The organism is Croceicoccus sediminis (assembly GCF_007570835.1).
GTDB lineage: Bacteria > Pseudomonadota > Alphaproteobacteria > Sphingomonadales > Sphingomonadaceae > Croceicoccus > Croceicoccus sediminis.
This window is the reverse complement of the sequence record NZ_SUNC01000001.1, coordinates 220393-246736: the sequence shown is the minus strand read 5'-3', so window position 1 is coordinate 246736 and position 26344 is coordinate 220393. Positions and strand designations below refer to the sequence as shown.

Genomic DNA, 26344 nt, shown 5'->3' with positions numbered 1-26344 from the left:
ACGGCGGGCAGGCCATATCATCAGGCGAAAAGCCAAGGGGAATTGAAGTGAAAGTCTATTACGACGCCGACTGCGACCTGAACCTGGTCAAGGACAAGAAGATCGCCATCGTCGGCTACGGCTCGCAGGGTCACGCCCATGCACAGAACCTGCGCGATTCCGGCGTGAAGGACGTCGCCATCGCCCTGCGTGCTGGTTCGGCCACTGCGAAGAAGGCCGAGAGTGCCGGCTTCAAGGTCATGACCAACTCGGAAGCTGCCGAGTGGGCCGACCTCATCATGATCCTCGCGCCCGACGAACATCAGGCCGCGATTTACAACGACGACATCGCCGGCAAGATGAAGCCGGGTTCGGCCCTTGCCTTCGCTCACGGCCTGAACGTCCACTTCGGCCTGATCGAAGCGCCGAGCGACATCGACGTGATCATGATCGCGCCGAAGGGCCCGGGCCACACCGTGCGCAGCGAATACCAGCGTGGCGGCGGCGTGCCCTGCCTCATCGCGGTCGAAAACGATGCCAGCGGCAATGCCCATGACGTCGCCCTCGCCTATGCCAGCGCCGTCGGCGGCGGCCGTTCGGGCATCATCGAAACCAACTTCCGCGAAGAGTGCGAAACCGACCTCTTCGGCGAACAGGCCGTTCTTTGCGGCGGCGCTACCGCGCTCGTCCAAGCCGGTTTCGAAACGCTGGTCGAAGCCGGTTACGCACCGGAAATGGCCTATTTCGAATGCCTTCACGAACTGAAGCTGATCGTCGACCTGATGTATGAAGGCGGTATCGCCAACATGCGCTACTCGATCTCGAACACCGCCGAATACGGCGATATCAAGACCGGACCGCGCATCATCACCGAAGAGACGAAGAAGGAAATGAAGCGTGTTCTGGAAGACATCCAGTCGGGCCGCTTCGTGAAGGACTTCGTCCTCGACAATCGCGCCGGTCAGCCGGAACTGAAGGCATCGCGCAAGGCTGCGCAGCGCCACCAGATCGAGGAAACCGGTGCGAAGCTTCGCGCGATGATGCCGTGGATCGGCGCCAACGCGCTGGTCGACAAGTCGAAGAACTGATCGCCGCGCGCCTGGGCGCAAGGTAACGAAAACGAAGGCCCGCCGGATCACTGCGATCCGGCGGGCTTTTGTATTGCGCCCCCTCATCTTTCGGGCAGGCACACCGCTGTACCCGATTGAAGCCTTCCGGCGCAGGCACCACACTCCAGTGCAGTGATGTAGCAAAGGGAAACCCGATGAAGCGACTTTTCGTACCTGCCATCCTTGCCGCCGCAGGCCTTGCCGTTGCCGCGCCGGTTCTGGCCGATCACCACGAAGAACCCAGCCTGCCGGGAGTTGTCGACGCATCGCGTGTGACCGCCGGTACTTACGCGACCGATCCCAGCCATACGTTGGTCGGCTGGCGCGTGAACCATTTCGGCTTCAACGACTATTTCGGCATCTTCGGTGACGTGACCGGAACGCTTGAACTCGATCCGGCCAATCCTTCGGCAGCAAAGCTTGACGTGACGATCCCGATCGCTTCGGTCGCGACCGCATCAAAAGGGTTGAAGGACCATTTGCTGCGTCCCGGCTCCGACGGCGCGGCTCCCGATTTCTTCGGTCCCGATCCGGCCCCGGCACGCTTCGTTTCGACCATGGTGACACCGACTGGCGAGACGACCGCGCAGATCGTCGGCGATCTGACCCTCAACGGCGTCACCGCCCCCGTGGTGATCGCCGCGCAATTCACTGGCGCGGGCGCAAATCCGATGAGCAAGGCCGAAACCGTGGGCTTTGAAGGTCGCGCACTGTTGAAGCGCAGCACCTTTGGGATCGACGCCTTCCTCCCCCTCGTTTCGGACGAAGTCGAACTCGACATCTCGGCGGGATTCGAAAAGCAGTGAGGTAATGGCCCGGCGCAGCCCGTCCGCCGCGCCGGGTCACCCCTTCGCAAATTCGCCCCAGTGGGTTAGGCCTTGGCGCGGGTCGGCATCATGGGGGTCAACATGAAATCACGGATCTTGGCTGCCTGTCTGACAGGCACCGCGCTGCTTGCGGCAGTTCCGGTCACGGCGGAGCCCTTGCTGCTTCGCAATGTCGGCGTTCTCGACCTCAATGCGGAACAGCCGGAAATTGCCGCCAACCGCTCCATCCTGATCGACGGCGGACAGATCGTCGCGATCGGCGTCGCCGACGAAATCCAGGCCCCTGACCATGCGGTCGTCGTCGAAGGCGAAGGCCGCGTCGTCATGCCCGGTCTTTACGACATGCACGTCCATATCTGGGACGAGGCGGAACTGGCCGCCAATCTCGCCCACGGGGTGACCACGGTGCGTAACGCATCGGGAATGCCGTTCCACTTGCGACTGGCGAAGCGCGTCGCGGCCGGTGAGCTTGCCGGCCCGCGCATCGTGACAACCGGGCCGATCCTCAACAGCCACGGTCCCAACGGCCAGATCATCCACCAATATGTCGACACCGAAGCAGAAGCGCGCGAAGCCGTCCGCGCCCAGCACGAAGCGGGCTTTCGCCGGATCAAGGTCTATTCCAACCTGACGCCAGAGGCATGGCGCGGGATCAAGGCCGAGGCTGACACCCTGGGCATGACGATCATGGGCCATACGCCCGAGGGCCGCCGGGCAGAGGGCATGCCTTACGAAAAGCCCTTCAACATCCCCTTCGAAGACCTGCTTGATCAAGGGTTCGTCACCATCGAACATACCGAAAGCATCGTCTGGCACGGCCTTCGCGATAGCCGCGATTCCGATGCCGCAAAGGCGCTGGCCGCGGATATTGCTGATGCGAGCGTCGCCGTCGATCCGACGCTGGTAGCGTTCTACAACCTGCTCCGCACCGCCGAAACCAAGGGCGCCTACGTGTCGCGGCCCGGTACCCAATGGCTGAACCCGATGCTGGTCGCGCAGGAACAGCCGAACTACGACCGCTGGGCGAACGAGGCCGTGGCCCCTGCCCGTAAAGCTTTCGAATTCTACAAGCTGATGACGAAGGCCATGGCCGATGCCGGTGTTACGCTTGTCGCCGGAAGCGATGCGGGCATCCACGCCAATCCGGCGGGCCTCTCGCTGCTCGACGAACTGAACTTGCTGGAAGAGGCCGGCCTGACGCGGGTGGAAGTGCTCAAGACCGCGACCGTCAATGCCGCTTCCGTGCTGAAAGAAGGCGAGACGCACGCGTGTCTCGCGGTCGGCTGCGCCGCAGACCTGCTGGTGCTCGACGCCGATCCAACCAAGGGGCTGGCGACACTGTCCGATCCGGCCTTGGTAATTGCGCAAGGCAAGGTCCACGACCGGCAAGCGATCGAGGCGCTGAAGCTGATGGCCGCGAAAGCCGATGTCTCGCGCACGCAGGCCAACGTGATCGAAGGTTTGCAGGCCCAGGGAACCGACGTGACGCCCCTGTTGAAGGAAAGTGGCGGCTGAACCCAGACTTTGCCACCGGGCCGAAAACGGCCGGATTCGGGTCTGGACAAAGAGGAATCGAGCGACCATAGCCGCTTTCGCAATGACCGCGATTTACGCCTCCACGGCCCTGGGCCTGCTACTTCGACTTACTCGCCCTCGGGCGTGACCCTTGCGCTGTCCGCTGGCGGCGCACCTGTCGCCCGGGGGATCGAAAGCCACCAAAGCCCAGTCGAATTAGCCAAGAAGTTCCTGTCATGACCCAAGCTCCGCAAGGCAAAGCACCCGGTGGGATGTTGAAAAACCCCTCGGCCAAGTACCGTCCGTTCCCGCAGATCGACATCGCCGACCGCCAATGGCCGTCGCGCACGATCACCAAGCCGCCGCGCTGGTTGTCGACCGACATGCGCGACGGCAACCAGTCGCTGATCGATCCGATGGACAGCGTGAAGAAGAACCGCTTCTTCGACCTGCTGGTCAAGGTCGGCCTGAAAGAGATCGAAGTCGGCTTCCCCGCCGCGGGCGCGACCGAGTTCGATTTCATCCAGAACCTGGTGCGTTCGGGCCGCATCCCCGACGACGTCATGGTACAGGTCCTGACGCAAAGCCGCGAAGACCTGATCCGAACCAGCTTCGACAGCCTGGAAGGCGCGAAGCAGGCGATCGTCCACGTCTATAACGCGGTCTCGCCCGCGTGGCGCGACATCGTATTCCGCATGACGAAAGAAGAAGTGCGCGGCATCGCAGAGGCCGGGGCCAAGGTCATCCGTGACGAGGCTGGCAAGCGCCCGAACACCGACTGGCACTTCGAATATTCACCTGAAACGTTCAGCACGGCCGAACTCGATTTTTCGATCGAGTGCTGCGAGGCGGTGATGCAGATCCTGCAGCCGACGCCGGAACGTCCGATTATCCTGAACCTGCCGGCGACGGTCGAATGTGCCACCCCCAACATCTACGCCGACCAGATCGAGTATTTCTGCCGCAACCTCCCCAACCGCGAAAGCGCGATCGTATCGCTGCACACGCATAACGATCGTGGCACCGGCGTCGCGGCGGCGGAACTGGGCATCATGGCGGGCGCGGACCGCGTCGAAGGCTGCCTGTTCGGCAATGGCGAGCGGACAGGCAACTGCTGTCTCGTGACCGTGGCGCTGAACATGTACACGCAAGGCGTCGATCCGGGCCTCGACTTCTCCGACATCGACGACGTGATCGAGACCGTCGAATACTGCAACCAGATCCCCGTGCACCAGCGTCACCCCTATGGCGGCGAACTGGTCTTCACCGCGTTTTCGGGCAGCCACCAGGACGCGATCAAGAAGGGTTTCGAGGCGCACGAAAAGCAGAACGACGAACAGTGGCGCGTGCCCTATTTGCCGATCGACCCTGCCGACCTTGGCCGCAATTACGAGGCGGTGATCCGCGTCAATTCGCAGTCCGGCAAGGGCGGTTTTGCCTGGGTTCTGGAACAGGACAAGGGCCTGAAACTGCCCAAGCGGATGCAGGCGCATTTCTCCAAGGCGGTGCAGCGCATGGCCGACCAAACCGGGCGCGAACTCAACGCCGAGGATATCTGGGACACCTTCCGGCACGAATATCACATTTCGCGCCCGCAGCACTTCCAGCTGGTCGATTACGAGGAACAGCGCGCCAAGGACGGCACACGGGTGTTTTCCGGGACGATCAGCGAAGATGGCAAGGAACGCACGGTTTCGGGCCGCGGCAACGGGCTGATCTCGTCCGTCGTGGCGACGCTTTCGGACGCTTTCGACATGACACTCGAAGTGCTCGATTATTCCGAGCACGCCTTGTCCAAGGGCTCGGACGCACGTGCGGCGGCTTATGTCGAATGCATGACTGATACCGGTGACATCGTCTGGGGCGTCGGCATCAGCGCCGACGTCGCGACTGCTAGCGTGCGCGCGATCCTGAGCGCGGCGAACGCCACGCGGCCGGACTGATCACGCGTCCGGATTGATCCTGATACGGCGGCGGCAGGGACACTTGCCGCCGCCAGATTCACACGTCGGCAACTGCGCCCCACAGTGCGTCTGCCATCGCATCGAGGTCGGAAAAATCCTTGTCGCGCCCGATCGGATCGCGGCGGTTCAACACGAAGGGACCATGGCCGCCCTTTGCCAATCCACGCGCCAACCCGCGCTGGATAAGACGGATGCGCGCCAAGGCGACATCTCGTGCAAGCAGCTCATTACGGCTGCGAGTGTGCGACCACTCCATTTCAACTGCGCCGACCCTTTCGAACACCAGTTCATTGTAAATTCTGTGCGGCCCGCGATGCAGGGGAAGCCCCGCATGCAGTGCTGCCGCCTCCGTTCCCGGCAAAAGCATGCCGTTCACGTTGAAATCGTTGAACCACTCCCCCTTCGGAGAAATCGAATAAAACATCGTCGCAAAACTGCGGCGGGCAAAAGTCTGGCGCGGCAGAAGGTGGTGTTTTTGCCAACCCCTGCGGTGCCCAGCCCAACCGCGTCGATTTACACTGGAGAACCAGCGGACCGCGTTATGGTTTCGGCAATGCGACTCCTTGCCCGTTCCCATGCCGCTTCATGGGAAGGCAGGTTTAAGCAAATGGTGTGCGTCTAAGGTAAATATTCTTACCACTGTTGCGCGGACCGATTTCGAAAGAGCCGAAGCCGTCGACTTCAACGATTTCGTTTTCGGTTACCGGCCCTTCGGCAACCAGATGATCGATCATCCGGATCGCAACCTTCGCCTGTTCGGGCATCGCCATCGGCGCGAGGTCGAGCATCAATTCCTGTCCGCAGAAGAGATCGAGCCCCCGCGAGGTAAGCCCCGCGTTCCCATCGCTCTTTAAAGCGACAAGGACCATGGCGGGGAATGCCCCCCCATCGGCCCATGCCTTTGCGAGTTTCACGAAGAAATCCGCGCCCGTGACCGTGCCTGACGGAACCCACATGACGGCGCGGGCAGCCCCGGCCTCAGCGATCTCGGCGGCGAGTGTGGTCATTACCATGGCGAGCGCGGCGAACGATCCCGCTTCGCCCCCGGCAAAGATCAGTTCGTGCGAGGGACCTTCGGGGAGGTCGATCGGATTGACCGCGATGAACTGGGCGTCGTCCACACCGGCCGATGCGGGCCGCAGGCTGAATTCCAGACCCTTGTACGAAATCGACACGGGGACGGTAGCCGCGCCATGACGGGCAGCCAGCTTGTCCTCGGCACGTTTGGCGTCGTCGAACCAGAACCGGAAGCAAGCCTTCCCGGCAGCCATCATGTCATCGGAATTTGTTTCGTTGCCGTCCATCGTCCCGCGCTCCCGCTGCGCTGTGGTCTTGATATGCAAGTCGCCTTGTGATCCGTCGAGGGCCAAGACACGGGCTGTATCCGATATGGACACAAAATTACGCATCGACGATGCATTGGTCTCACTATCAGAAGATACCGAGCGTCAGCCCCTCGGCAAGGGCGGCCCCCAGATCGCGGCAGGTTTTCTCGTCTTCAGCAGACAGCACCTTGGGCGCCATGATCTCCTCTGGCGTCTGCGCCGTGAAATTGACGATCAGGGGATCCGTCACGCGTTTCAGCCGCCACCCCGTCGCGATACGGTCGATCTGCCGCGTCGCCCCCTCGCCGTCAGACCCCGCGGCGATCGCAGTGGCAAAGCCCCTGCCCTCGATCCTGCCGAGCACCGGATAGTAGCAACGGTCGAAAAACTCCTTCATCGCGCCTGACATCGACGCGAGATTTTCGGGGCAGACGAAAAGGTACGCCCCTGCCGCCAGCAAGTCGTTGGGACCGGCCTCGTCGCATTGGATAAGCCTTGCGCGTCCCGCGGCACCGACTGCCGCTGCACCAGCCATCGCCTCGGCTCCGCCGGTTCGCGAATGCCAGACGATAAGAAGGTTCGCGTCTTCACTCATGTCTTCATGGCTAGCAGGTCCGCCGTGCAGGTGGAAAGGCGTGGACGCGTCTTGCGCTGACCTTTGCGCAGCAGGCCTGCGATGCTGTATCTGCCTGACATGGCATCTTTAGCAGGACATCACGAACTCGAAGGCGCGGCCTGCGGGATCACCCACTCGCTCAGCGGCAAGGCATGGCGCTGGCGCGGCGGCAACATGGCACTGGGCGCGGGCGGCGGCATGGCGGGGGAAGACCTCGTCACGCAATTGCTGACTTCGCGCGGGGTCTCGGCCGAAGATATCGAACGGCATCGCAATCCCACGATCCGCGACTTCCTGCCCGATCCCTCGATCTTTGCCGACATGGACACCGCCGCCGACCGCCTGGCGCAGGCCGTCGTTTCGGGTGAAGCGATCACGATCTATGGGGATTACGACGTGGACGGCGCGACCAGCAGCGCGTTGCTTATCCGCCTGTTGCGCGAACTGGGCGCGAACCCTGCGCACTATATCCCCGACCGCCTGCTCGAAGGCTACGGCCCTTCGGGAGAGGCGCTGGTTCGGATCGGTGAGCAAGGCTCCAGCCTGATTGTCACGGTCGATTGCGGGGCCATGGCGCACGAGGCGCTGGCCATGGCGCACGAAGCGGGCATCGACGTGATCGTCGTCGACCACCACAAGTGTGCTTCGGAAAACCCCAGGACCGTCGCGCTGGTCAATCCCAACCGCCTCGATTCGAGCGACGAGGCCGCATCGCACGGCCACCTTGCCGCCGTCGGCGTCGCCTTCCTGCTCGGCGTGGCGCTGGTGCGTACCTTGCGCAGCCGGGGATTCTTCGCGGATCGCCCTGCCCCCGACCTCATGGGCCTGCTCGATCTCGTCGCGCTGGGCACGGTTGCCGACGTTGCGCCGATCCACGGCTTGAACCGCGCTTTCGTGGCACAAGGCCTCAAGGTCATGGCACATCGCCGCAACGTCGGTCTTAGCGCGCTTATCGACACGAGCCGCCTGAAACGCGCACCGCAATGCAGCGATCTGGGTTTCGCGCTCGGCCCGCGCATCAATGCCGGTGGGCGCGTGGGCGAATCGACGCTGGGCGTGCGCCTGTTGACCGGAGAGGACTTGCCCGAAGTCCAGGACATCGCCTCGCGCCTCGATGCCTTGAACGAAGAGCGCCGCGCGATCGAGGCCGAGGTCCAGGCCGCAGCGGAAGAACAACTTGCCGGGCAGCACAACCGCTCCGTCCTCGTCCTGTCGGGCAAGGGATGGCATCCCGGCGTGATCGGCATCGTGGCCGGGCGTATCAAGGAAAAGGCAGGCAAGCCGACGATCGTGGTCGCCTTCGACGAAAACGGCGAAGGCAAGGGATCGGGCCGGTCGCTCTCTGGGGTCGATCTTGGCGCCGCGATCATCGCCGCCCGCGAACACGGGCTTCTGGTAAAGGGCGGCGGTCATGCGATGGCGGCGGGCCTGACGGTGGAAGAAGGGCAAATCGATGCCCTGGCCGACTGGCTGGACAGCCAGCTTGCCCGCGACGTGGACCGCGCCCGCGCATCGCAGGCGACCGTCGTGGACATCTCGGTCAGCCCGCGCGGGTTGCAACCCGATCTGGTCGAACTGCTCGAATCGGCGGGGCCCTTCGGTGTGGGCTGGCCCGCGCCGCGCATCGCGGTCGGCCCGGTGAAGCTGGTGAAGGCCGACGTTGTCGGCAACGGCCACGTGCGCCTGATCGCAGCCGGACAGGACGGCGCGCGGTTCAAGGCAATCGTCTTTCGCGCGGAGGAAAGCGACATGGGGCAAGCGCTCCTCCACGCATCGCGCGGGCGCAGCCTGTGGCTGGCGGGACGACCGAAGATCGACGATTGGGGGGCGGTCCCGGCGGCAGAGCTTCACGTGGAGGACGCCGCTTTTGCCGATTGAGGCAGGCTTGCCGACAACCAATTTCGGCTTCGCGCAATAAAAGTGCAAATGGTCCCTTGACCGTCCGCGAAAGCGACCGTAGATGGCCCACCTGCACCGCGACGTGGCCCCTTCGTCTAGCGGTTAGGACGCGGCCCTTTCACGGCTGAAACACGGGTTCGATTCCCGTAGGGGTCACCACGCGGTGCAGTATTTGCCACTCCGGCGCGGCGTTTGCCCCGGTCAGGCACGGCCCCTTCGTCTAGCGGTTAGGACGCGGCCCTCTCACGGCTGAAACACGGGTTCGATTCCCGTAGGGGTCACCAGTCTCCTCCCTGATATTACGTTTATATGACAGTGGCGCGGCGCGTTTCGCGCGACTACAGCCAGTCGCCGTGACGAATGCCAACGTGATTCCCTGCGCCAAGTTTTCGGCAACGCCCAAGACGGATGGTCCGCGATGAAGCGTACCATGCCTTGGGCTGGACTGGCTCTTGCCACGGCGGGCTCGATCGCCCTGCTGATCGCCACGTACGAATTCCTCATCAGTTTCGCGCTGTGGATCGTTTGGTGCGGGTCGCTGCTGGTGCTGCGCCCTGCACCCGAACGGGAAAAACCGCGCGATGACGGCATGGCGATCACGCAAGACCGGATGCGCGAGCTGATTGAACCGCTCAGCCTGCCTTATCTCGTCATGGAAAACCGACGCATCGTTCTGGCCAATAGCGCCGCGCGCGATGTGCTTGGCCCCCATGTCGTCGGACAGGACGCCCGCGTCGCGCTGCGCCATCCCGAAGCGGTGCGCCTGCTGGAAAGCGACAAGGGCGGCGAAGCGATCATTCGCGGCCTGACCGGCCCGCGCAGCGTCTGGGCGATATCGCTTCGCCCCGTCGATGCGACCAAGACGATGATCGAACTGGTGAACCGCACGGCAGAGGCGGACATCAGCCGCGCGCATACCGATTTCGTCGCCAATGCCAGCCACGAACTGCGCACGCCGCTCGCCTCGATCATCGGATATGTAGAGACGCTCGTCGATGCGGACGAAGAAGAACAGGCCCGCCCGATGAAACCGGAAACGCGCAAGCGCTTCCTCGAAACGATCGCGCGCGAAGGCAAACGGCTCCAAGCTCTGGTCGAAGACCTGATGAGCCTGTCCCGCATCGAGGCGGAGAAGCACGACCTGCCCGCTACGGTCGTCGATTTCGGCAACAGCATGGAAACGCTGGTTTCCGGGATGCAGTCTCTGCACGGCAAGGATCGCATCATCCTTGAACGCGCGGGCGTGCCGATGCCGGTTCGCGGGGACGAGCAGCAGCTGCACCAGCTTGCCCGCAACCTCATCGAAAATGCGCTGAAGTATGGATCGGAAAGGGAACCGGTTCGCGTGTCAGTTCAGCGCCGGGACGACCTGTTCGAGCTTAAGGTGGTCGACACCGGCGAAGGTATCGCGCCCGAACACGTGCCTCATCTCACCCGTCGCTTCTACCGCACCGATCCCGGCCGCAGCCGCGCCGTCGGCGGGACGGGTCTGGGCCTTGCCATCGTGAAGCACATCGTCGAACGGCATCGCGGGCGCATGGATATCGAAAGCAAGATCGGTGTCGGCACCACGATCACCGTACGCCTGCCGCGCCATCGCCCGGCCGAAGCGGCTTCCGCGGCCTGAACCGCGTCATAAAATTACCCTGATATTACAGCGGCCGATACGGTTATCCCCGGCAGGATAGTGCCTTGGCGGCCAACTGTAACAAAAGCGTCACGTGACGGTCATAGATGCGTCGCCGTTCAGACATCGAATTGTCAGGAAGGCAAGAATCGTCATGAGGATCAATCAGGTTTCGCTGATCGCCGTTGCCGCCGCGACCGCAATCTCCACCCCCGCACAGGCGCAGGACGCATCGGCCATGCAGGCCGAGATCGAGGCCATGCGCGCCCAGATGCAGGCGATGGCGGCCCGAATCGACGTCTTGGAAGACCAGCTTGTCGTCGCAGAAGCGAAAGCCGATGCCGCAACCACTGCTGCCAGCGCGGCCACCGAAACCTCTGGCACCGCGCTTGCCGCTGCCAACGAAGCCAAGAGCGACACGACCGTCAAATGGAAGGGCGCGCCGCTGATCGAGGGCAAGGGTGGCTGGAGCTTCAAGCCGCGCGGCCGCCTTCAGTACGATGCCGGTTTCACCAACGCACCCGACATCGACGGCCGTGAAGACGGCTTTGGCAACGAGGCTCGCCGCATCCGCCTTGGCGTCGAAGGCGACGTTCCGGGCGGCTTCGGTTACAAGTTCGAAGCCGACTTCGCCGGTAACGAGGTCGAGATTGCCGACGCGATGATCACGTACGAAGACGGCGGCCTGAAGGTCGCCGCCGGTCAGCAGAACAACTTCCAGTCGATGGAAGAGCTGACCAGCAGCCGTTTCACCTCGTTCATCGAACGTGCCGCCTTTACCGACGCCTTCAATTTCGAGCGCCGTGTCGGTCTCTCGGCATCGGTCGCAGCCGGTGATGTCCTGGTCCAGGGCGGCCTGTTCACCGACAACATGGAAGAACTGTCGAACAAGCAGTGGGGCGCGGATGGCCGCGTCGTCTTCATGCCGAAAATGGGCAACACCCAGCTCCACCTCGGCGGATCGGTCCACTACACCGAACTCGACAAGGAAAACCTGTCGGTCCGCTATCGCCAGCGTCCCCTCGTCCACTTTACCAGCAATCGCTATATCGACACCGGCGCATACCTCGCGACCTCGGAAACCGGCTACGGCCTCGAAGCGGCGGCCATCAACGGCCCGTTCCACTTCGCCGGCGAAGCGTTCTGGCAGAAGTCGGCCCGCCCCGGCCTGTCCGATCCGACTTTCTTCGGTGGTTATGCCGAAGTCGGATACTTCCTGACCGGCGGTGACAGCCGCGGCTACAAGAAGGGCATTTTCGACCGCGTGAAGCCTTCGAACCCCGTCGACGAGGGCGGCATCGGCGCGGTGCAGATCAACGTGCGCTACGATCGCCTCGATCTCAACGATAGCACCATCGCTGGCGGAACGCAGGACGGTTACCTCGTCTCGCTGATCTGGACGCCGACCGACTACACCCGCCTGATGATGAACTACGGCCGGCTGGAATATACCGATGCCGCCCTCGTCGCGGCGGGCGGAGACACCTCGTACGGGGTCGATGCCTTCGGTGTTCGCGCCCAGATCGACTTCTGATCCGCGGATTTTGTTCACAGGCTCGTCAGGAAAACCTGACAAATCATTGATGTAAATAGGTTTTCAAATTTTTGACCGGGCGACGCGTGGCTGTCATATCATTGTCACGACAGGTCCATAGAGCGCCCGGCAAGAGTTCAAGAAAAAGGAAAACATTCCATGCGCTTCACCAAGACATTCGTCATTGCCGCTGTTTCCAGCCTCGCCCTCGCGGCTTGCGGCGGACAGCAGGCGTCCACGCGCGACCAGGTCAAGGCCGTCGGTTCGTCGACCGTCTATCCCTTCGCCAAGGCCGCAGCCGAGGAATTCGCCCGCAGCTACGCCGGACAGTACAAGTCGCCGATCATCGAATCGACCGGCACCGGCGGCGGCATGAAGCTGTTCTGCGCAGGCGTCGGCACCGAATACCCCGACATGGTCAATGCATCGCGCCGCATGAAGGCAAGCGAGCTTGAAACCTGCAAGACCAACGGTGTCACCGAAGTCATGGAAGTCGAAGTCGGCAAGGACGGCATCGCCATCGCCGAATCGAAGGAAGGCCCGACTTTCGGCCTCACCACCGCGCAGCTTTACGAAGCCATCGCGGCAGAGCCTTATGGCAAGCCGAACACCGCCAAGAACTGGTCCGACATCGACCCCTCGCTCCCGAACGAGCCGATCCTCGTCTATGGCCCGCCGGCAACTTCGGGCACGCGCGATGCGCTGGCCGAACTGATCATGACCGAAGGCTGCAAGTCGGACCCGGCGACCAAGGCGCTCAAGGACACCGACGAGGAACGCTTCGAAGCGATCTGCACCGGTGTTCGCAATGACGGCGCCTATGTCGAGCAGGGCGAAAACGACAACCTGATCGTCCAGAAGCTTGCCTCGAACCCCGAAGCGATCGGCATTTTTGGCTATTCCTTCCTTGAAGAGAACGCCGACAAGCTGCGCGGTCTTGCCATCAACGGCGTCGAACCGACTTACGACAACATCGCCTCGAACAGCTATCCCGGTGCCCGCGCGCTTTACGTCTATGTGAAGAAGCAGCATCTCGATGCGATCCCCGGCCTTCGCGAGTATCTCTCGACTTGGGTTTCGAATTGGGGCAAGGGCGGCCTGCTTACGGGCAAGGGCATGATCGCGTCGACCGACGAGATACAGTCCGCCAACGCCGATGTCGTGACGAACATGACCGTCATCGACGCCTCGAAACTGAAATAGTCCGGACCTAAAAAGTCAGGGAATATGTCGCCAGCCATCTTTGTACTCGTTGCCATCGGTCTCGGTTTGATCGGATGGCTGGCCGCAAGGTCACGTGCCTGGGCATTCGCCTCGAATGAGGGCGTTCGCCTGCACTCCTTGCCGAATTATCACGGCTGGTACGTCGCCATGTGGGCGTTCGTACCGGCCGTCATATTCGCACTTGTCTGGAACGCGGTAAGTCCGAACCTGGTGATGCAGGCGATCCTGTCCGATCCTGCCGCCGCGAAACTACCCGCATTCGGAATTACCCGCGATTCGGTCCTGGCAGAGGCGATGGCCGTGGCCAGCGGCTCGGCCCAGGGCGTGTTCAATCCCCTGGCAGCCGAACTGGTCGAACCCGCACGAGAAGCGATGCGTTTTTACGGCATCATCGGCATGGTCGTGACGGTGCTGGTCGGCTTTGCCGCCGGGGTCTTCGCTTTCACCCGCCTGCGCCCCGATTTCACCGCGCGCACCCGCGTCGAACGCGGCGTCATGCTGGGTCTTCTGCTTGCATCGCTGGTCGCCATCCTGACCACCTTCGGTATCGTCGCCTCCCTGCTGTTCGAGACGATCCGCTTCTTCGGGATGGTCAATCCGATCGACTTCCTGTTCGGAACCCAATGGTCGCCGAACCCGATGGGTGATCCGTCCTTCACCAACAGCGAGGATTACGGCGCACTGCCCCTGTTCTGGGGCACGATCTATATCGGTGCGATCATCGCCATGATCGTCGCGATCCCTCTGGGCCTGATGAGCGCGGTCTACCTGACGCAATACGCGAACCCCACGTTCCGCAAGTGGATGAAGCCGATCCTCGAAATCCTCGCCGGTGTTCCCACCGTCGTCTACGGCTATTTCGCGGCGCTGACTGTTGCCCCTTTCATCCGCGACGTGGCCCGCTCGGTCGGTATCGCCAGCGCGTCGAGCGAGAGCGCGATTGCCGCCGGGCTCGTCATGGGCGTGATGATCATTCCGTTCGTGTCCTCGATGGCCGACGATTCCATCGCCGCCGTGCCAAGCGCGATGCGCGACGGCAGCTTGGCAATGGGCGCGACCAAGTCGGAGACGATCCGAAAAGTCCTGATCCCCGCCGCGCTTCCCGGTATTGTCGCGGGCGTCATGCTCGCCATTAGCCGCGCGATCGGCGAAACGATGATCGTGGTGATGGCCGCCGGTGCCGCGGCGAACCTGACCGCCAATCCGTTCGAAAGCATGACCACGGTGACTTATCAGATCGTCGCAATGCTGACCGGCGAAGGCAGCTTCGACCATCCGGCGACGCTTTCCGCATTTGCGCTGGGCATGGTGCTGTTCCTTGTGACCCTGGCACTGAACTTCGTCGCACTGCGCGTCGTCAAACGTTACCGCGAAGCCTACGAGTAAGATCATGAGCGAAGCGACCCCTCACGCATCCGCACACGACGCCGAGCTTGTCCGCAAGGCCCGCAACGAGCGGCTGGCAGCGCGCATTCAGAAGCGATACGCCGCTGAACGCCGGTTCAAGCTGCTGGCGCTTTCATCGGTGCTGTTCTCGGCACTGGTGCTGGCGTTCCTGCTGATCACGATGACGGCAAACGGCATTGCCGGTTTCACGCGCACCGAAATGAAGGTGCCGGTCGATTTCGGCGGCGCGGGTCTCACCATCTCGCAGGACCGTCTGGAGCAGCCGGGCGCGCTCGGCGCACTGCAAAGCGCGGGCCTGCCTGACGTTCTCCAGTTCGCGGCGAGCGAGGCCTATGGCCCCGAAGCGGCAGAGCAGCTGGGCAGCAGTGCATGGCGTGACCTTGCCGGCCAGCTGATCTCAAGCCCCTCGATGCTTTCCGAAGATACCGTCGTATCCGTGCCGGTCAGCGAAGACCTTGCCGCCGCTTACCGCGGTGAAGGCAGCCCCGAAATGCGGGCGCTGGCCGCCGAGCTCGAATCCCAAGGCGCTTTGACGCGCGCCATCGATTGGGGCTTCTTCAGCCGCGCGGACGCGACCGACCCGCAGGAAGCGGGCATCTGGGGCGCGCTCAAGGGTTCGCTGCTGACGATGATAATCACGCTTGCTCTCGCCTTCCCGATCGGCGTGCTGGCCGCGGTCTACCTCGAAGAATACGCAGCGAAGAACAAGTGGACCGACATCATCGAGGTGTCCATCAACAACCTCGCGGCTGTTCCCTCGATCATTTTCGGCCTTTTGGGCCTCGCTGTCTTCCTCGCGATTTTCCCGAACTACCGCTCGGCCCCGTTGATCGGCGGCATGACGCTGGCGCTGATGACGATGCCGGTCATCGTCATTTCGGGCCGCAACGCGATCAAGTCGGTACCGCCCTCGATCCGTGACGGCGCGCTGGCCGTCGGTGCATCACCGGTGCAGGTCGTGTTCCACCACGTCCTGCCGCTGGCCCTGCCCGGCATTCTGACCGGCACCATCATCGGCATGGCCCGTGCCCTTGGCGAAACGGCGCCGCTGCTGATGATCGGCATGCGCGCATTCGTCGCCACCCCGCCCGACGGATTTACTTCCCCGTCGAGCGTGCTTCCCGTCCAGATCTTCCTCTGGTCGGACGAAATCGACCGCGGCTTCGTCGAACGCACCAGCGCAGCGATTATCGTTCTTTTGCTGTTCCTGCTGGTCATGAACGGCCTGGCCATCTATCTGCGCAATCGGTTCGAAAGGCGCTGGTAAAGGATGAAGATGAATAACCCGGACCTCCAGGGACAGGCGAACACAGCTTTCAGCGACGCCGGTACCGCGAAGATCAGCGCCAGCAAGGTGTCGGTCTACTATGGTGAGAAGAAGGCGATCGACGAAGTGTCGATCGACATTCACACCAAGTACGTGACCGCATTCATCGGCCCGTCGGGCTGCGGCAAGTCGACGTTCCTGCGCACGCTCAACCGCATGAACGACACGATCCCCAGCGCGCGTGTCGACGGCGAAATCCTCCTAGACGGAGAGGATATCTACCGCTCGAAGATGGACGTAGTGCAGCTTCGCGCGCGTGTCGGCATGGTCTTTCAAAAGCCGAACCCGTTCCCGAAATCGATCTACGACAACATCGCCTATGGCCCCAAGATTCACGGCCTCGCCGAATCGAAGAGCGAACTGGACGAGATCGTCGAACAGTCGCTGCAGCGCGCCGGCCTTTGGGAAGAAGTTAAGGACCGCCTGGCGGATTCGGGCACCGCGCTTTCGGGCGGACAGCAGCAGCGCCTGTGCATCGCCCGCGCCATCGCAGTCGATCCCGAAGTCATCCTGATGGACGAACCCTGTTCGGCGCTCGATCCGATCGCCACGGCCCGGATCGAGGAACTGATCGACGAACTGCGCGGGCGTTATGCCATCGTGATCGTCACCCACTCGATGCAGCAAGCCGCCCGCGTTTCGCAGCGCACGGCGTTTTTCCACCTCGGAAACCTCGTGGAATATGGTCGTACCAGTGACATTTTCACCAATCCGCGCGAAGAACGGACCAAGGATTACATCACCGGCCGCTACGGATGACCGGGCGATTTGAAAGAGACAAGTCAGGCAGCATGGAACATACGGTCAAGGCCTTCGAAGAAGACATCACGCGTTTGCGCGGCCTCATCGCGGAGATGGGCGGTCTGGCCGAGCTTTCGGTGCAGGAAGCGCTGGAAGCGATCGTCAACGGTGACGAAGACCTGGCCGAGAAAGTCATCACCCGAGACAAGGAAATTGACGCGCTGGAAACGGAAGTCGATCGCCTTGCCGTCCGTATCATCGCCCTGCGCGCCCCGATGGCCGACGACCTTCGCGAAGTGATCGCGGCGCTGAAGATCGCCGGCGTCGTCGAACGCATCGGCGACTATGCGAAAAACATCTCCAAGCGCGTCGGCAAGATCGAAGGACGCCGCCATTTCGAACCGATCGCGCTGATCCCGGCAATGGGCGAAGTCGCAGCCGAAATGGTCCACGACGTGCTGACCGCCTATGCCGCCCGCGACCCGCAGCTCGCCCGCGAAGTCATTCAGCGGGACGCCGTGGTCGATGCCTTTTACGATTCGATCTTCCGCAACCTCGTCACCTACATGGTGGAGAACCCGGCAACGATCGGTTCGGCGGCACAGCTTTTGTTCGTTGCGCGCAATGTCGAACGCGTCGGCGATCACGCGACGAACGTGGCCGAAATGGTCCACTTTGCCGCAACCGGCGTCTATCCGCCGGATCGCGAAGAAATGAACCCGTAAGGGAACGTCTGATGGTCGCCTTCTTGTCATAAGCGGGTAACAAAAGACGTGTGAAGGTGGTGCAGTTCGAAAAGACCGAAAGGCCCGATTTTGCCTTCTCCACGCCTGCTCCTCGTTGAAGACGACCTCTCGCTGGCAGAGCTTCTCCAGTACCGCTTCGAAGCCGAAGGCTATGACGTCGTGGCAACTGCCGACGGCGATGAAGCCATGCTCCTTGCCACCGAACAGGCCCCCGATCTCGTCATCCTCGACTGGATGGTGGAAGGGACCAGCGGCATCGAAATCTGTCGCCGCCTGCGCCGCGACAAGGCCACCGCCCATGTTCCCATCGTCATGCTCACCGCACGGGGCAGCGAGGACGACCGTATTCGCGGCCTCGAAACCGGGGCGGACGACTATGTCACCAAGCCGTTTTCGCCCCGCGAACTGATCGCGCGCGTCTCCGCAGTTCTGCGCCGCGTGCGTCCCGCACTTGCCGGAGAGATGCTGGAAGTCGGCGACATCAAGCTCGACGCCACCAGCCACCGCGTGACCCGCCGCGGACACTCGCTTCAACTCGGCCCGACCGAATTCCGCCTGCTCAAGTTCTTCATGGAACACCCGGGCCGCGTGTTTAGCCGCGGCCAATTGCTCGACGCGGTCTGGGGCACGGGCAGCGATATCGAACTGCGCACCGTTGACGTTCACATCCGCCGTTTGCGCAAGGGCCTGACCGTCGAAAGCGGCAAGGATCCGGTTCGCACCGTCCGCTCTGCCGGGTATGCTTTCGAAGCCGTTTGAACTGCGGCTGGACTCAACGCTGGTCTAAGCCTAGCCTTTAAAAAGCAAAGGGATGGCCCTCCGGGGGGAGTGGGTCGCCCATGCCTTTGTCTTTTGGGAACCCCGCGGTCTTTCTGGCTGCGGGATGGGAAAGGTAGACCTTATGAAAATGCTTCGTATCTTTGCGCCCGTCGTTCTGGCAACGACGGCGATGGCCGCTCCGCAAGTCGCGTCGGCCCAGAGCGAGTGGCCCGTCGACAACGGCGATTATGTCGAAGTGACCGGCATCTCGGTCGATGACGGGCACGAGCTGGAATATACCAAGTGGCTTGCGTCCGAATGGCGCAAGAGCGCCGATTTCGCTGTCTCGAAGGGTTGGCTCTCAAGCTACGAGATCATGTACAACGTGAACCCGCGCGAAGGTGAGCCCACGCTCTACCTCATCCGCCGGTTCCCCAGCTTCCCGACTTCGGCCGAGGAAGACGCCCGCGACAAGGCCTATCGCGAATGGGATGCGCGCACCGAATCCCAGATGCAGGAAGCATCCGCCGGTCGCGCCGAATTCCGCCACGTCCTCAGCTCGATGCTGCTGCGTGAAGTGAACTGGAAATAACGCGTTGCGGGGCGGGCCTTCACCGGTCCGCCCTGCTCCTACCGGCAGAAACCGCCGTAACCGCGCTGCGCCTGGTCCAGATGAAAGTGATCGGCGTGAAGCGCGTTGTAATCGGGCGATAACGTCGTCCCGAACACGTCGCAGGCCCCGTCGCGCACGGTCTTCAGAAAGACCCCTTCCGGGCCTTGCGATGTCCAGTCCTCCCGGACCGAAATCCGCCGACCGTCGGCCAGTTCGAAAGCGGCGATATCGATGGCGTTGCCGGTGGCGTGCTCACTCCACCGCCCGCTTTCCGACCCGTTGACGCGGCGGCAGTTCGCGGTGCCCAGTTGAACGATCCGCACGACTTCGCTGTCCAGCAGTTCGCGGGCGGCGGGCTGGACGCGGTGATCGAGCCACCAGGCAAGACCTGCATGAACCGCACAGGTCGCATCGGCCCGGCGCGGCGTGAAAGCCAGCCCCGGTGCCGCGTCGGTCGCCGGAAGCAGGCGGTCCGCCCGCCGGCACTGCCCCTCGCCTGCCGGTTCCAGGCTTTCGAATTCGATGTCGGAGCGTGTCAGCACGTCGCGGCATGCCGCACCGTCTTCGCGTAGCGCCGCCAGCTTGCCGCCCGTGGCCCAGCCTTCTTCCTGCGTGATCGTCAGGGGCGCGCGGGGATCATGCTCCGGATGCCGGGCCAGCCAGTCGATCCCGTAAAGCACCACGCCTCCCGCGACGAACAGCGCGATCAGCAGGTAATCCAGGCGAAAGGGACGGCGGGGAAGCTTTGCGAAACGGGGCATCCCTAATGAAAGTCCCGAGATTTCGGAAGTATCCTGCGGCCCTCTTTCGGGATGATCCGAACGTCTCGCGGGTGGCGCCCCTGAAAGCCGCATTCGCGATTGCCTGCGGGCGGCGGCTCCCACGGATCGATGGGAAGCTTCGCCTCGTCCACGGGGGCGCCTGCAACCGCGCCGTCGGGGGCCGAGACATAGGGATCGTCCGGCCCTTCGCGAAGATTATCGCGCGGGTTGTTTCTGGGGTTGAACTTGCCGGGAAGCGGGCTGGCGACATGGTCCGCGCGCGCCAGCGTCATCGGCAGGACATCCTCGGACAACATGTCAAGCCGGTGCGTCGCATCCTCCATGTGACTGACGATCACATGGATGACCTCGTCGTCGTATTCGACGCGCCCGCGCACTTCCATCAGGCGCGATCCCATGACGACACGGCGGTATTTCTCCTTCAGGTGCGGCCAGACGACGAGGTTGATGACCCCGGTTTCATCCTCCAGCGTGATGAAGCACACCCCCTTGGCGCTGCCCGGTCGCTGGCGGATCAGCACGACACCGGCGACTTGCACGGTGGAGCGGAACTTGCGCGATCTCAGCTCGCTCGCCCGGACGAAGCCGCGTTCGGCAAGATGCGGGCGCAAGAAGGCCATCGGGTGCGCCTTCAGCGACAGCCGCGTGGTCTGGTAATCGGCGACCACTTCTTCGGACAAGGGCATCGTCGGCAGGCGCGCAGGTGCCGCCTCTGCCCCCTCGTCCCGTGCCCTGGCATGTTCGAACAGCGGCAGCGGCGGTGCGGAAACCAGGCTGCGCGCATCCCACAGCGCCTGCCTGCGCGCCAGGCCGATCGAGGTGAAGGCATCGGCGCTGGCAAGCCGTTCGACATGGGCGGCAGGGATGCGGCTGCGTTCGCGCACCGCCGTCACGTCGGCAAAGGCCCCTTCCCGGTCCCGCACGTCGATCAGCATGGCCGCCACGTGTTCGGGCAATCCATCTACCATGCGCAGGCCAAGTCGCAGTGCCACGCCCCTTTCATTCGGCTCCAGCGTGCAGTCCCACTGGCTGGCGTTGACGTCGGCGGGGCGGATTTCGACCCCGTGTTCTGCCGCGTCGCGCACGATCTGTGCCGGGGCGTAAAACCCCATCGGCTGGGAATTGAGCAGCGCGCAGGCGAAGGCGGCGGGGTAATGGCATTTCAGCCAGCTCGACACATAGACGAGATGCGCGAAACTGGCCGCGTGGCTTTCGGGAAAGCCGTATTCGCCAAAGCCCCTGATCTGGTTGAAGCAGCGCTGGGCGAAGTCGCGGTCATAACCGCGGTTCACCATGCGCTCGACCATCATGTCCTGCAACTCGTCCACCATTCCGCGGGACCGAAACGTCGCCATGGCCTTCCTTAGCCGGTTCGCTTCTGCCGAAGAGAACTTCGCCGCGTCGAGCGCGATTTTCATCGCCTGCTCCTGAAAGATAGGCACGCCCAGCGTTCGGCCAAGGATGCTGGACAGTTCATCGGGCGGGCCGTGATCCGGGCCGGGCGCAGGGATCTGCACTTTCTCCTCGCCCCGACGGCGTTTCAGATAGGGATGCACCATGTCGCCCTGGATCGGTCCCGGTCGCACGATGGCGACCTGGATGACAAGGTCATAGAATTCACGCGGGCGCAGGCGGGGCAGCATGTTCATCTGCGCCCGGCTCTCCACCTGGAACACGCCCAGCGAGTCTCCCTTGCGAAGCATGGCATATGTCTCGGGATCCTCGCGCGGGACGGTGGCCAGCGTCATCCGGCTGCCGTGATGATCGGCAACGAGATCGAGGCACTTTCGCACGCAGGTCAGCATGCCGAGCGCGAGGACATCGACCTTGAGGATGCCCAGCGCCTCGATGTCGTCCTTGTCCCATTCGATGAAACTGCGGTCTGGCATGGCGCCATTGCCGATCGGCACCGTTTCGGTCAGCGCGCCTTCGGTGAGGATGAAACCGCCGACATGCTGCGAAAGATGACGTGGCATTCCAATCATTTGTTCGGTCAGTTTGAGAACGCGCCGCAAGTGCGGGTCGGAAATGTCCATGCCGGTTTCGGCCACGTGCGCCTCACCGATATCGCGGCCCCATCCGCCCCAGACCGTACCGGCTAGCGCGCTGGTCGCGTCCTCGGACAGGCCCATCGCCTTGCCCACCTCGCGGATCGCCATGCGCGGGCGATAGTGAATGACGGTGGCGCAAAGCCCGGCCCGCTGGCGGCCGTACTTTTCATAGATGTGCTGGATCACTTCCTCGCGCCGCTCATGTTCGAAATCGACGTCGATGTCGGGCGGCTCCTTGCGCTCTTCGGAAATGAACCGGTCGAACAAAAGGGCATGTTGGGCCGGGTCGACGGCGGTGATCTCAAGGCAATAGCAGACCGCCGAATTGGCCGCGCTGCCGCGTCCCTGGCACAGGATCGGGGGATCGACGCTACGCGCGAAGTCGACGATTTCCTTGATGGTGAGGAAATAGCGGGCAAGATCAAGCTTCGCGATCAGCACCAGTTCGCGTTTCAGTGTTTCCTTAACAGTGTCAGGCAAGCCATTGTGATAACGCCTTTTCGCTCCTTGCCACGTCTGTATTTCAAGATGCTGCTGCGGCGTGCGGCCTTCGGGATATATCTCCTCCGGATATTCGTAACGCAGCTCGTCCAGCGTGAAGTCACAGGCGTCGGCCACCTCGCGCGCGGCGCGGATCGCGTGGGGCCAGCGGGCGAAAAGGCGACACATCTCTTCGGGGGCCTTCAGGTGCCGCTCCGCATTGGCATCCAGCAGGTGGCCCGCCTTTGCCACGGTAGTCTTGTGACGGATCGCGGTCATCACGTCCTGCAAAGGACGTCGGTCCGGCGCGTGATAGTGCACGTCGTTCGTGGCCAGCAATCCAAGACCGTTTTCGCGGGCCAGCGCATCGAGCCGTTCGATCCGGGCGATATCGTCACCGGTATAGAGGTAGCTGGCCGCCAGGTGCCCCATTATCGGCAGTTCGCGGGCAAGGTGCGGGACCAGCTGCGCGAACGGCAGGCGCGTTTCCACCCGCGCAGCCTCGCCCCCGTCCATCGGCACGACATTACCGGGCAGCTTCACGGTGATCACCCGATCAAGATCGCGCGGCGGCAGGCAGATCAGCTGCACCCCCTCGCCATGCGCCGAAAGCATGGCCAGATCGATCTCGCACACGCCCTTTTCCTGCCATTCGCCGGAAAGGGTCTGCATCCGCCCTGCCGAGATCAGGCCGCACAGGCGGCCATAGGCGGTGCGGTCCCTGGGATAGGCAAGGAAAGCCAGCCCCTCGACCGTTTCGATCCGGCAGCCGATGACGGGCCGTAGTTTCAGCGTCCGCGCCTCTGTGTGAACGCGCACCACGCCCGCCATCGAGTTCGCGTCGGCAATCCCGATGGCGTCATAGCCCAGCGAACGCGCGGTCATGACAAGGTCCACCGCGTCCGAAGCACCGCGCAGGAACGTGAAACAGGACACCAGCCCCAGTTCCACGAACGGGGCACGGCACGGCGCGCCTATGCTGTCTGGATCGACCTCGACCCGGCGCTTGTCGGGAGTAAGCGGAGCATCGGGCATCGGCGCACCTTACGCCGCCTGCAACTGCGCAAGACGCGCGGCGACAGCGGCAAGGTCTTCGCGGAAAAGCCGTTCCTGCTCCTCCCGCCCCGCCCCGTCGAGCCGAAGCAGGTAGGACGGATGTGCGGTGACCCAAAGCTCGCTGCCATCTTCCAGCGGTATTGGCGCGCCGCGGGCCTTGGTGATCGAAACCGTCCGCCCCAACATGCCGCGCGCCGCACTTGCGCCCATGGCCAGCACGAGCTTGGGCTGTACGATCATGCGTTCGCTCTCAACCCACCAGCGGCACATGTCGATTTCCTTGGCCGTGGGCGACTGGTGCAGCCGGCGCTTCCCGCGCTGGGCATGTTTGAAGTGCTTGACCGCGTTGGTGACATAGGCCGCGCTGCGGTCGATACCGGCCTGCGCCAGATGCACGTCCAGCAACTGCCCCGCGGGACCGACGAAGGGGCGGCCCTGCAAATCCTCCTGATCGCCCGGTTGTTCGCCCACGATCATGAAAACCGCGTCCTGCGGCCCTTCACCCATGACGGCGGTATTGTGCAGTTCGCCGATGGGGCAGCGCGCGCAGGCGTGGATCGCCTTGTTGATGGCATCCAGCGTTTCGGGTCGTTCCCCCATGTCGAGCGCGCCCTTTTCCACCATCGTCGCCTCACGCGCCTGTGCGCCGGCGATCAGTTCTGGGATGAGCTGCGCCTCGGGAATGTTCTTCCAGTACTTGCGCGGCATTTCCTTCAGCATCGCGCCGACCTTCAGGCGGGCGGGATTGAAGATCGAGGCGTAGTAGCTGCGCCACAGGTCTTCCGCCGGATCGCCGCCGGGCGCATCGGCGCGGGTTGCGGGCGGGCCTTCCCGCAACGTTTCGCCGTCCCAGTGCAGGCTGCCGCGCGGGGTCAGGATCGACCAGCGCATGTTGGCAAACCGCCGCGTGAAAAAGCCCGCGTTGTGGCGCAGGATGTGGTGGAACGGTTCGAACCAGGCGACGTAGTGTTCGCCGCGTGAACCGTCCTCGGCCTCTTCCTCGACCACGCGAAAGCGGACGAAGGCGCGCATCTTGTGAATGTCGCGGCGCACCGCGCGTGCCATGTCGGCCATTGCGCGAACGTCGGGATCAGCCATGTCCTCGATCAGGCGCGGCTTCGCCTGCAAGCGCCAGAGTACGCGATAGAGAAGAGAAAATCGTTCCAGATCAGAGTTCAACAGGACAGTCTTGGCAATGTCCATGAACCGTTTCGATACACGCGGCTGCGGCGCGTCGCGGTCCGGCACCGGCAAGCGGCGATCGCCATGAGAGAACAGGTCGCCCGCACTGCCGCCCGGTTCGGTCCATGCGACACGGTCGGGTGGGACGTCGGCCATGAGCAAGCGGCGCGCGTGATCGCGCCACTCCTCGAAATCGTCTGAAGTGGCCATCGGCATGACGTAATACGTGCCAAGGCGAACGTGCTGAAGCGCCGTCATGCCGCGAACAGCTCCAGCTGCTCCGCCTTGGGAGCGATCAGCGCCTTGAGGTCCGCCCGGTCGGTCAGTAGCACCGGCCGCCAATCGGCAGTCACGATGAACGGCTGCACCTTCTTTACCGAGACGGTCAGCTTGGCCACGTCATCCAGCCTTAACCGCCGATGCCGCCGCGCCATCAGGATCTGCCCCACCGCCCGCGTGCCCAGCCCCGGCACGCGCAGCAGCGTCTCTTTCGGGGCGCGGTTCACGTCGACGGGGAAGCTTTCCCGGAACTTCAGCGCCCAGGCCAGCTTGGGATCGATGTCGAGCGGCAGCATCCCGTCCGCGCCCGCCGCCTGCGCCACTTCATGCGGGGCAAAGCCGTAGAATCGCATCAGCCAGTCGGACTGGTACAGCCGGTGTTCGCGGATCAGCGGCGGACGTTTCAGCGGCAGGACCGCGCTGGCATCGGGAATCGGGCTGAATGCGCTGTAATAGACGCGCCGCAGCCGGTGCCGGGTATAGAGCGAACTGGCCCGCGTCACGATGTCGGCATCGCTCGCCGCATCGGCGCCGACGATCATCTGCGTCGATTGGCCGGCGGGCGCGAATTTGGGTGCGTGGCGGAACCGTTTCTTCGCGTCCTTCGCCTCGACAATGGCGGACTTCATTCCTGCCATCGCATTGTCGATCTGACCCGCGTTCTTGTCGGGTGCAAGGCGGGTCAGCCCCGCATCGGTCGGCAATTCGACATTGATCGAGACGCGATCGGCATAAAGCCCGGCGCAGTGCACGATTTCAGGGTCCGCCTCGGGAATGGTCTTGAGGTGGATATACCCGCGAAAGTCATGCTCCTCGCGCAGGATTCGCGCGGTTTCGACCAGCATCTCCATCGTGTGATCGGACGAACGGATGATGCCCGATGAAAGGAAGAGCCCCTCAATGTAATTGCGCTTGTAGAAGGCGAGCGTCAGGTCTGCGACTTCCTGCGGCGTGAACTTCGCCCGCTCCACGTTCGAGCTCTTGCGGTTCACGCAGTAGTGGCAATCGAACACGCAGTGATTGGTGAGCAGCAGCTTCAACAACGAGATGCACCGGCCGTCCGGCGCATAGGCATGGCAGATGCCCATCCCTTCGGTCGACCCGATGCCCTTCCCGCCCCGGCTATCCCGCTTGCTCGTCCCCGAAGACGCGCAGGAGGCATCGTATTTTGCCGCATCGGCAAGAATCCTGAGCCGGTCGAGAGTGGATTTATGCGCCATATGTTCTTTTTATGTTCTTATCCGGCATAAGCCAATAACCTTTGTGAATCGCCTCACCCGAAACTGCGCGCACCCTGTCGGG

Annotated in this window: 21 protein-coding genes and 2 tRNA genes; 16 read left to right on the top strand and 7 right to left on the bottom strand. The window is 63.1% G+C overall.

What is annotated here, in order from left to right; all coding sequences use genetic code 11:
- The first annotated feature begins 47 nt into the window (after nucleotides 1-47).
- The 4 genes from ilvC to leuA all read left to right on the top strand — a co-directional run bounded on the left by ilvC (nucleotide 48) and on the right by leuA (nucleotide 5373).
- Entirely contained in the window at nucleotides 48-1067 is a 1020-nt protein-coding gene (ilvC, locus tag FAX90_RS00970) for a ketol-acid reductoisomerase (protein ID WP_144094694.1), read from the top strand.
- 176 nt (nucleotides 1068-1243) lie between these two features.
- Entirely contained in the window at nucleotides 1244-1894 is a 651-nt protein-coding gene (locus FAX90_RS00965; RefSeq protein ID WP_144094692.1) for a YceI family protein, read from the top strand.
- Between the two features lie 102 nt (nucleotides 1895-1996).
- Nucleotides 1997-3430 (top strand): amidohydrolase family protein, encoded by a 1434-nt coding sequence (locus tag FAX90_RS00960; protein ID WP_170234812.1) that lies wholly within the window; start codon nucleotides 1997-1999, stop codon nucleotides 3428-3430.
- 272 nt (nucleotides 3431-3702) lie between these two features.
- Nucleotides 3703-5373 carry a 2-isopropylmalate synthase gene (leuA, locus tag FAX90_RS00955; RefSeq protein WP_144096776.1) on the top strand — a complete coding sequence of 557 codons (1671 nt, stop codon included), beginning with the start codon at nucleotides 3703-3705 and terminating at the stop codon, nucleotides 5371-5373.
- Between the two features lie 58 nt (nucleotides 5374-5431).
- Here the strand turns inward: leuA and FAX90_RS00950 are convergent, their stop codons facing one another.
- The 3 genes from FAX90_RS00950 to FAX90_RS00940 form a co-directional block, all read right to left on the bottom strand.
- On the bottom strand, nucleotides 5432-5971 hold the full coding sequence (locus FAX90_RS00950) for an AHH domain-containing protein (protein WP_144094688.1): 540 nt from the start codon (nucleotides 5969-5971) through the stop codon (nucleotides 5432-5434).
- A 22-nt stretch (nucleotides 5972-5993) separates the two neighbouring features.
- Nucleotides 5994-6737 carry a hypothetical protein gene (locus FAX90_RS00945; protein ID WP_205700600.1) on the bottom strand — a complete coding sequence of 248 codons (744 nt, stop codon included), beginning with the start codon at nucleotides 6735-6737 and terminating at the stop codon, nucleotides 5994-5996.
- Between the two features lie 88 nt (nucleotides 6738-6825).
- Entirely contained in the window at nucleotides 6826-7314 is a 489-nt protein-coding gene (locus FAX90_RS00940) for a flavodoxin family protein (RefSeq protein WP_144094684.1), read from the bottom strand.
- Between the two features lie 99 nt (nucleotides 7315-7413).
- Here FAX90_RS00940 and recJ point away from each other — a divergent pair, with 99 nt between their 5' ends.
- The 12 genes from recJ (at nucleotide 7414) to FAX90_RS00880 (ending at nucleotide 19191) form a co-directional block, all read left to right on the top strand.
- The gene (gene recJ / locus FAX90_RS00935; RefSeq protein WP_240704655.1) at nucleotides 7414-9213 is read left to right on the top strand and encodes a single-stranded-DNA-specific exonuclease RecJ; all 1800 of its coding nucleotides are present in this window, start codon (nucleotides 7414-7416) and stop codon (nucleotides 9211-9213) included.
- Nucleotides 9214-9318: 105 nt separating this feature from the next.
- A tRNA-Glu gene (locus tag FAX90_RS00930) sits at nucleotides 9319-9393 on the top strand.
- A 50-nt stretch (nucleotides 9394-9443) separates the two neighbouring features.
- Nucleotides 9444-9518: transfer RNA gene (locus FAX90_RS00925), tRNA-Glu, on the top strand.
- 134 nt (nucleotides 9519-9652) lie between these two features.
- Complete coding sequence (locus FAX90_RS00920) at nucleotides 9653-10861, top strand: ATP-binding protein (RefSeq protein ID WP_144094682.1); 1209 nt, start codon at nucleotides 9653-9655, stop codon at nucleotides 10859-10861.
- A gap of 154 nt (nucleotides 10862-11015) precedes the next feature.
- Nucleotides 11016-12395 (top strand): OprO/OprP family phosphate-selective porin, encoded by a 1380-nt coding sequence (locus tag FAX90_RS00915; RefSeq protein ID WP_144094680.1) that lies wholly within the window; start codon nucleotides 11016-11018, stop codon nucleotides 12393-12395.
- A 159-nt stretch (nucleotides 12396-12554) separates the two neighbouring features.
- Nucleotides 12555-13598: a substrate-binding domain-containing protein gene (locus FAX90_RS00910; RefSeq protein WP_144094678.1), complete on the top strand. Its 1044-nt coding sequence runs from the start codon at nucleotides 12555-12557 to the stop codon at nucleotides 13596-13598.
- A 24-nt stretch (nucleotides 13599-13622) separates the two neighbouring features.
- Nucleotides 13623-15005: a phosphate ABC transporter permease subunit PstC gene (gene pstC / locus FAX90_RS00905; RefSeq protein ID WP_144094676.1), complete on the top strand. Its 1383-nt coding sequence runs from the start codon at nucleotides 13623-13625 to the stop codon at nucleotides 15003-15005.
- Nucleotides 15006-15009: 4 nt separating this feature from the next.
- Complete coding sequence (pstA, locus tag FAX90_RS00900) at nucleotides 15010-16293, top strand: phosphate ABC transporter permease PstA (RefSeq protein WP_144094674.1); 1284 nt, start codon at nucleotides 15010-15012, stop codon at nucleotides 16291-16293.
- A gap of 9 nt (nucleotides 16294-16302) precedes the next feature.
- A complete protein-coding gene (gene pstB / locus FAX90_RS00895) occupies nucleotides 16303-17112 on the top strand; it encodes a phosphate ABC transporter ATP-binding protein PstB (RefSeq protein ID WP_144096774.1) in 810 nt (269 codons plus the stop codon).
- A 32-nt stretch (nucleotides 17113-17144) separates the two neighbouring features.
- On the top strand, nucleotides 17145-17819 hold the full coding sequence (phoU, locus tag FAX90_RS00890; RefSeq protein ID WP_144094672.1) for a phosphate signaling complex protein PhoU: 675 nt from the start codon (nucleotides 17145-17147) through the stop codon (nucleotides 17817-17819).
- A 90-nt stretch (nucleotides 17820-17909) separates the two neighbouring features.
- Nucleotides 17910-18599 (top strand): phosphate regulon transcriptional regulator PhoB, encoded by a 690-nt coding sequence (phoB, locus tag FAX90_RS00885; protein WP_144094670.1) that lies wholly within the window; start codon nucleotides 17910-17912, stop codon nucleotides 18597-18599.
- 142 nt (nucleotides 18600-18741) lie between these two features.
- A complete protein-coding gene (locus FAX90_RS00880; protein WP_144094668.1) occupies nucleotides 18742-19191 on the top strand; it encodes a hypothetical protein in 450 nt (149 codons plus the stop codon).
- 38 nt (nucleotides 19192-19229) lie between these two features.
- On the opposite strand, the gene FAX90_RS00875 is transcribed toward FAX90_RS00880, so the two are convergent.
- The 4 genes from FAX90_RS00875 to FAX90_RS00860 are packed head-to-tail and all read right to left on the bottom strand — an operon-like array spanning nucleotide 19230 to nucleotide 26262.
- Entirely contained in the window at nucleotides 19230-19973 is a 744-nt protein-coding gene (locus tag FAX90_RS00875) for an extensin-like domain-containing protein (protein WP_144094667.1), read from the bottom strand.
- Nucleotides 19974-19975: 2 nt separating this feature from the next.
- Nucleotides 19976-23560, bottom strand: a complete 3585-nt coding sequence (locus FAX90_RS00870) for an error-prone DNA polymerase (RefSeq protein WP_144094665.1) — start codon at nucleotides 23558-23560, stop codon at nucleotides 19976-19978.
- Nucleotides 23561-23569: 9 nt separating this feature from the next.
- Nucleotides 23570-25021 carry a UdgX family uracil-DNA binding protein gene (locus FAX90_RS00865; protein ID WP_144094663.1) on the bottom strand — a complete coding sequence of 484 codons (1452 nt, stop codon included), beginning with the start codon at nucleotides 25019-25021 and terminating at the stop codon, nucleotides 23570-23572.
- Nucleotides 25018-26262 (bottom strand): putative DNA modification/repair radical SAM protein, encoded by a 1245-nt coding sequence (locus FAX90_RS00860; protein ID WP_144094661.1) that lies wholly within the window; start codon nucleotides 26260-26262, stop codon nucleotides 25018-25020. Before FAX90_RS00860 ends, FAX90_RS00865 begins: the two co-directional genes overlap by 4 nt.
- Nucleotides 26263-26344: the final 82 nt, after the last annotated feature.